At 62.6% G+C, this 6120-nt stretch carries 6 protein-coding genes and 1 pseudogene; all 7 read right to left on the minus strand.

Features of this window, described 5'->3' with window-relative positions; translation table 11 throughout:
- Positions 1-251, minus strand: a pseudogene (locus ACODSV_RS35730) (aldose 1-epimerase); the annotation flags it as partial.
- Between the two features lie 46 nt (positions 252-297).
- The gene (locus ACODSV_RS35735; protein WP_454844114.1) at positions 298-1209 is read right to left on the minus strand and encodes an aldose 1-epimerase; all 912 of its coding nucleotides are present in this window, start codon (positions 1207-1209) and stop codon (positions 298-300) included.
- Complete coding sequence (locus ACODSV_RS35740; RefSeq protein ID WP_024076304.1) at positions 1209-2489, minus strand: TRAP transporter large permease; 1281 nt, start codon at positions 2487-2489, stop codon at positions 1209-1211. Before ACODSV_RS35740 ends, ACODSV_RS35735 begins: the two co-directional genes overlap by 1 nt.
- Before the next feature lies 1 nt (position 2490).
- On the minus strand, positions 2491-3018 hold the full coding sequence (locus ACODSV_RS35745; RefSeq protein WP_024076303.1) for a TRAP transporter small permease: 528 nt from the start codon (positions 3016-3018) through the stop codon (positions 2491-2493).
- A 66-nt stretch (positions 3019-3084) separates the two neighbouring features.
- On the minus strand, positions 3085-4056 hold the full coding sequence (locus tag ACODSV_RS35750; RefSeq protein ID WP_069076582.1) for a TRAP transporter substrate-binding protein: 972 nt from the start codon (positions 4054-4056) through the stop codon (positions 3085-3087).
- A gap of 51 nt (positions 4057-4107) precedes the next feature.
- Entirely contained in the window at positions 4108-4983 is an 876-nt protein-coding gene (locus ACODSV_RS35755) for an SMP-30/gluconolactonase/LRE family protein (protein ID WP_024076301.1), read from the minus strand.
- Positions 4984-5013: 30 nt separating this feature from the next.
- A complete protein-coding gene (locus ACODSV_RS35760) occupies positions 5014-5832 on the minus strand; it encodes an NAD-dependent epimerase/dehydratase family protein (RefSeq protein ID WP_102624297.1) in 819 nt (272 codons plus the stop codon).
- Between the last annotated feature and the right edge of the window lie 288 nt (positions 5833-6120).

The following is a 6120-nucleotide window of genomic DNA, read 5'->3' on the forward strand; positions in this document are numbered from 1 at the left end:
CCCAGTTCCGGCTGTTCGATCCGGCAGTACCCGTCCCACTGGCAAAAGCCATTGTCCACCGCGCCTTCGGGCAGGTTTTTCAATGCCTGGAAATCCCACTCTCCCGGCACCGCCGCCAACCCGGTCGGCAGCTTGGACGCATCACTCATCCACACCTGTGCGGCCTTGGCCTGCAACCGGGTACCCGGCCGACGCGGAAAGTACGGATGCAAGCCCACCCCATGCCACGCGGCTGTTGCGGCCAGAACTGTGGGAGGGGGCTTGCCCCCGATTGCGGTGTGTCAGTCAGCTCATCTGTTACTGATCCACCGCCATCGGGGGCAAGTCGAATCGTCGCACCGCCCCTCCCACATTTGGAATGTATTTCAAGGCGAAGTCGAGGCGGGTTGATTGGCCTTGCTCCAACAACGCTAAGCCTGGTTTACCTGGCAGGTGATGAGCATTCACCGGATGGCTCACCGGCTCGATGCAAAAGAACCCCAGCCCCGGCGGGCAGTACAGCAGGAAGTAATCGGCCCCGCTGGCCTGGCATTCCAGCGCATAACCCAGTTCCGGCTGTTCGATCCGGCAGTACCCGTCCCACTGGCAAAAGCCATTGTCCACCGCGCCTTCGGGCAGGTTTTTCAATGCCTGGAAATCCCACTCTCCCGGCACCGCCGCCAACCCGGTCGGCAGCTTGGACGCATCACTCGTCCACACCTGTTCGGCCTTGGCCTGCAACCGGGTGCCCGGTTGGCGTGGAAAATACGGATGCAGGCCCACGCCATGCCACGCCGCTGTTGCGGCCAGGTGCGTCACCCGCAGTTCGATACCTAGAACCCCGTCGCTCAAGCGAACACGCTGCTCGGCGCGGTAGGCAAACGGCGTGGCGCATTCGAGCGCCAGCACCACCTCATCCGCCGCCTGGCTGACCACTTGCCACCCGTGCTGCCAGGCAGAGCCATGAATCGGCAGCGGATCGGTCAGGCTGTTGGGCGTGAGTGCCAGCCAACCGTCGGGGTTGTCGAAACCGCCATGGGCAATGCGGTTGGACCAGGGCACCAACGGATAGCACCCCAGCTTGCCCGGCAAACCGGTATGGATCGCCTGCTCATCGTTGTGTCGCAGCAACGGCTGCCCGGTGGCACGCACTGTCCAGTTGACGATGCTGCCGCCCACGGCCGGGTTCAAGGTCAGGTGGGTGAGGTTATCTTCAAGTTCAATCATCATCACAGCACCACACTGGGCAGCCACAACGACAGCGCCGGAATGTAGGTCACCGCCATCAGCACCAGGAACAGCACCGCATAGAACGGCAGCAACGCCTTCACGGTCCGCTCGATACTGACCTTGCCCACGGCCGCCCCCACAAACAGCACCGCGCCCACCGGCGGCGTAATCAAACCGATGCCCAGGTTCACCAGCATGATCATGCCGAAGTGCACCGGGTCGACACCGATGCCGAGTACCACGGGCAGCAAAATCGGGGTAAGGATCAGGATCAGCGGCGCCATGTCCATCACCGTGCCGAGCAACAGCAGCATGGCGTTGATGCACATCAGGATCACGTAGCGGTTGTCCGACAGGGTCAGGAACAGCGTGGTGATCTTCGCCGGGATCTGCATCAGGGTCATGATGTAGCCGAAGCTGGCGGCGAAGGCGATCAGGATCATCACGATGGAAATGGTGCGTACCGTGCGGTGCATCAGCTTGGGCAGTTCGCTCCATTTGTAGTCGCGGTAGATGAACATGGTCACGAAGAACGCCCACAGCACCGCGATCGCGGCGGATTCGGTGGCGGTAAAGATGCCGGAGAGGATGCCGCCGAGGATGATCACCATGGCCATCAGGCCCCACAGCGCGTCGGCGCAGATTTTCAGCGCTTGCTTCAAGGGAATGACTTCGCCCTTGGGGTAATTGCGCTTTTTGGCGAAGATCAGGCACAGCACCATCAGGCACGCGCTCATCAACAGGCCGGGGACCACACCGGCCATGAACAACGAGGCGATCGACACCGTGCCGCCGGCTGCCAGGGAGTAGAGCACCGAGTTATGGCTGGGCGGCGTCAACAGTGCCTGCACCGAACCGCTGATGGTCACCGCGGTGGCGAATTCTCGGGGATAGCCACGGCGTTCCATCTCCGGGATCAGCACTGAGCCGACCGAGGCCGTGTCGGCCACCGACGAACCGGAGATCGCGCCGAAAAACGTCGAGGCCATGATGTTGACCAAGGACAGGCCGCCGCGCACAAAGCCCACCAGCACGCCGGCAAACGCCACCAGGCGGCGCGACATGCCGCCCTCGGCCATGATCGCCCCGGCCAGCACGAAGAACGGAATCGCCATCAGCGAAAATTTATTTACCCCGCCGGCCACCTGGATCATCAGGGCCTGGAACGGGATGTCGATCCACCACGCGCCAATCAATGCCGACAAACCCAGGGCGTAGGCCACCGGCATGCCGATCAGGATCAAGGCAATAAAGCTGCCCAACAGAATCAATGCGTCCATATCAGGCGGCCCCTTCGCTTTCTTCCACCAGGTCGAGGCGCACCACGCGCCGGTTGCTCTGGTCACCGAGCAGGAGTTTTTCCACCACAAAGATCAGGGTCAGCAGCCCGCCAATCGGGATCGGCATATAGGTGATGCCCACGCGCAGGGTCGGGATGGCGCTCATGAACTGGTTCCAGGTGGACAGGCACAGCTTGGTGCCCCAAATGGCCATGAACAGGCAGATGGTGCCCATCAGCAGCTGCGAGACGATGCCGATGACCTGGCGTTGGCGGGGCGGCAGGCGGTCGGTGATCATCGCCACCGACATGTGTGCGCCAGCGCGATAGCTGGCGGCGGCGCCGATAAAGGTGAACACCAGCATCAGCAGGATGGCGGTAGGCTCCGGCCAGCTGGAGCCGGTGCCGAGGATGTAGCGGGCGAAGATACCCCAGGGAATGATCAGTGCCACCCCGAGAACCGAGAGGCCGGCGACCCAGACGCAGGTCATGTAGAGGCGGTCGTTGATGCGCAGCAGTAGATTCTTCATGGCGTTCACCGTAACCGGGCGCGTCGATGCCGACCGCGCCGGGCCTTTTGCGAGAGGCAGGGAAGGTTATTGAACGGCGTCGATGCGCGCGATGATGTCGGCGTAGGGCGCGCCGTACTTGGCGCGAACCGCTGCGGTGGCGTCGTAGAAGGGTTTTTTGTCGACGCTGATGAACTCGACACCGGCGGCCTTGAGCTTGGTTTCGCTGCTGGCGGACTTGGCGTCCCACAGCGCGCGCTCATCGGCCTGGGCGGCCTTGGCGGCGTTTTTCACCATGACTTGCTGCGCCGGGGTGAGCTTGTTCCAGGTGATCTTCGACATCACGATGGGCTCGGGCAGGATCAAGTGTTCGGTGAGGGTGTAGTACTTGGCGTTCTGGAAGTGGTTGTGTTCCAGCAGGGTGGGCGGGTTGTTTTCCGCGCCGTCGATCACCCCGGTCTGCAAGGCACTGAAGATCTCGCCGGTGTCCATGGCGATGCCGTTGGCGCCCATGGCATTAAAGGCGTCGATGAACAGCGGGTTGCCTTGCACGCGGATCTTCATGCCCTTGAGGTCTTCGATCTTGCGCACCGGTTTCTTGGTGTAGAGGTTGCGCGTGCCGCCGTCCATCCAGGCCAGGGCCACCAGGCCGAACTCGGAGTCGGTGATCTTGGCGAGGATCTCATCGCCGATCTCGCCGTCGATGACCTTGCGCATATGCGCCTGGTCACGAAACACGAACGGCAGGTTGAATACGTTCACGTCCGGCACCACGGGCCCGACGATGCCAAGGCTGACGCGGGTCATCTGCACCGCGCCGACCTGGGCCTGCTCGACCACTTCTTTCTCGGAGCCCAGGACCCCGCCGGGGAAGTACTTGAAGGTCAGTTCGCCGTTGCTTTGTTTGGTCAGGGCCTTGCCCATGTTCTCTTCGGCTACGACAGTGGGATAGCCGGCGGGGTGAACGTCGGCGAATTTGATTTCCAGCGCGTGGGCGGCGCCGGTGAACAGGACACTCAGGGGAAGTGCAGCGGCCAGCAAGGTGCGTTTGAAGTCCATGGGAGGTCACTCCTGTGTTGTTATTGTTGTATTCAAGGCACAGCGATGCAGCTAGAGGGTAAATGTTGGCTCAGGCAGTCCTTGGACGCCGGGGTTGAGGGCGAACACGCCGCCGGACAGTGACTGCTCGCTCTGGTCGTCTCGTATCGAGGTGACGAACAGCGTGTCCAGGCGACTGCCGCCAAAGGCGCACATCGTGGGTTTTTTCACCGGTACGCTCAGGGAGCGGTCCAGGCGGCCATCGGGGGTAAAACGGTGGATCAGGCCGGCGTCGTTGGCGCAGATCCAGTAGCCACCGTCGGCGTCCACGGCGGCGCCGTCGGGACGACCTGGGTGCTGGTGCATGTCGACGAACACGCGGCGGTTGGACGGGGTGCCGGTCTCGGTGTCGTAGTCGAAGGCCCAGATCTGCTGGACCAGCGGGTGTGAATCCGAGGCATACATCGTGCGGCCATCGGGGCTGAAGGCCAGGCCGTTGAGGGTGATAAAACCGTCCAGCTGGGCATGGGGCGCTGAACCCGATGCATAGCGATAGAGGATGCCTTCGGCCGCATTCGCGCCCATGTTCAGCACCATGCTGCCGGCCCAGAAACGGCCCTGGCGATCACAGCGGCCGTCGTTCAGACGCATGTCCGGGCGAGGGTGCTCGACGCTGGCCAATGGCGTGGTGTCGAGGCTGCCGTCGTTATGCGGCGTGAGTTGGAAGAAGCCGGTTTGCATCCCCGCAACCCAGTTGCCGGCGTCGGTGCGAGCGATGCAGGCCAGCATCTGCGGGGCTTTCCACGCAGCGAGATGGCCGGTGGCGGCGCTCCAGCGTTGCAGGCCACCGTTGGGGATGTCCACCCAGTACAGGGCGTTTTCCTCGGGCACCCATACCGGGCACTCGCCCACGGCATTGCGGGCGTCGACAATCAATTCTGCAGTCATGGCCACTCATTCCCTTGGGTTGGTCTGGCGTCAGTCACCGAACGGTCCAGCGGCGCAGAATGCCCCGCCTTGATACAGCTTGGCCGGGTCATCGGCCGCTACGGGGGGCTGGGTTTCGACCTGGGCGCGGAAGACTTCGGAGGTGTCTTTCGGGGCGTAGCCCAGGTGCGCGGCGTAGCGGTTGTCCCACCACGTGTCGAGGTTAGCCGACATGCCGTAGACCACGGTGTGGCCGACGTTCGGCGTATACAGCGCGCGTTCGAGCAGTTGGGTCAGGTCGTCGAAGCTCAGCCAGGTGTGCATCATCCGGCGGTTCTGCGGTTCCGGGAACGAGGAGCCGATACGGATACTGACGGTCTCGATGCCGTAGCGGTCGAAGTAGAAACTGGCCATGTCTTCGCCATAGGACTTGGACAAGCCGTAGTAGCTGTCTGGGCGGCGCGGGGAGTGGGCGTCGAGCTTCTCGCCCTGCTTGTAGAAGCCGATCACATGATTGGAGCTGGCGAAGACCACGCGCTTGACGCCATGGCGGCGCGCGGCTTCGTAGATGTGGAAGATGCCGCTGATATTGGCGCCTAGCACTTCTTCGAAGGAGCGTTCGACCGAGACACCGCCAAAATGCAGGATGGCGTCGACGCCTTCCACCAGGTGGTGCACGGCTTGTTTGTCGGCGAGGTCGCAGGGTTGCACTTCTTCGCTGGCGTCGGCCGCCGGGGCCATGTTGGCAATGTCCGACAGGCGCAGTACTTGGGCGTAAGGGCGCAGGCGTTCGCGCAGGACTTTACCGAGGCCGCCGGCGGCACCGGTGAGCAGCAGGCGGTTGAAGGGAGTGGGGGTAGTCGTGGTCATGGAGATTCCAAATTTTTGTTGTAGGTTGTCGTATGACTATGCCGAAGTATTGTTAGGGATCCCGTGGGTTGTCAACGCGCCATTGGACAAAAGGTGTAACGAGGCTGTGGCGAGCGGTCTACTGTGGCAAGTGGGCTTACTGTGGCAAGCAGACTTGTTGTGGCAAGTGGGCTTGTTATGGTAGCGGGTTGGTGTGGCGAGCGGGCTTGCCCCGCGTTGGGCTGCGAAGCGGCCCCAATCAATCGGAATGCGGAGTATCAGGCACTCCTCAGCGGCTGGTTCTGGGGC

It is taken from the genome of Pseudomonas sp. FG86 (assembly GCF_057808775.1).

Bases quoted from the DNA above. Each gene is read 5' to 3' on its own strand.
- ACODSV_RS35735 (WP_454844114.1), bottom strand. From the start codon at position 1,209: ATGATGATTGAACTTGAAGATAACCTCACCCACCTGACCTTGAACCCG.
- ACODSV_RS35740 (WP_024076304.1), bottom strand. From the start codon at position 2,489: ATGGACGCATTGATTCTGTTGGGCAGCTTTATTGCCTTGATCCTGATC.
- ACODSV_RS35745 (WP_024076303.1), bottom strand. From the start codon at position 3,018: ATGAAGAATCTACTGCTGCGCATCAACGACCGCCTCTACATGACCTGC.
- ACODSV_RS35750 (WP_069076582.1), bottom strand. From the start codon at position 4,056: ATGGACTTCAAACGCACCTTGCTGGCCGCTGCACTTCCCCTGAGTGTC.
- ACODSV_RS35755 (WP_024076301.1), bottom strand. From the start codon at position 4,983: ATGACTGCAGAATTGATTGTCGACGCCCGCAATGCCGTGGGCGAGTGC.
- ACODSV_RS35760 (WP_102624297.1), bottom strand. From the start codon at position 5,832: ATGACCACGACTACCCCCACTCCCTTCAACCGCCTGCTGCTCACCGGT.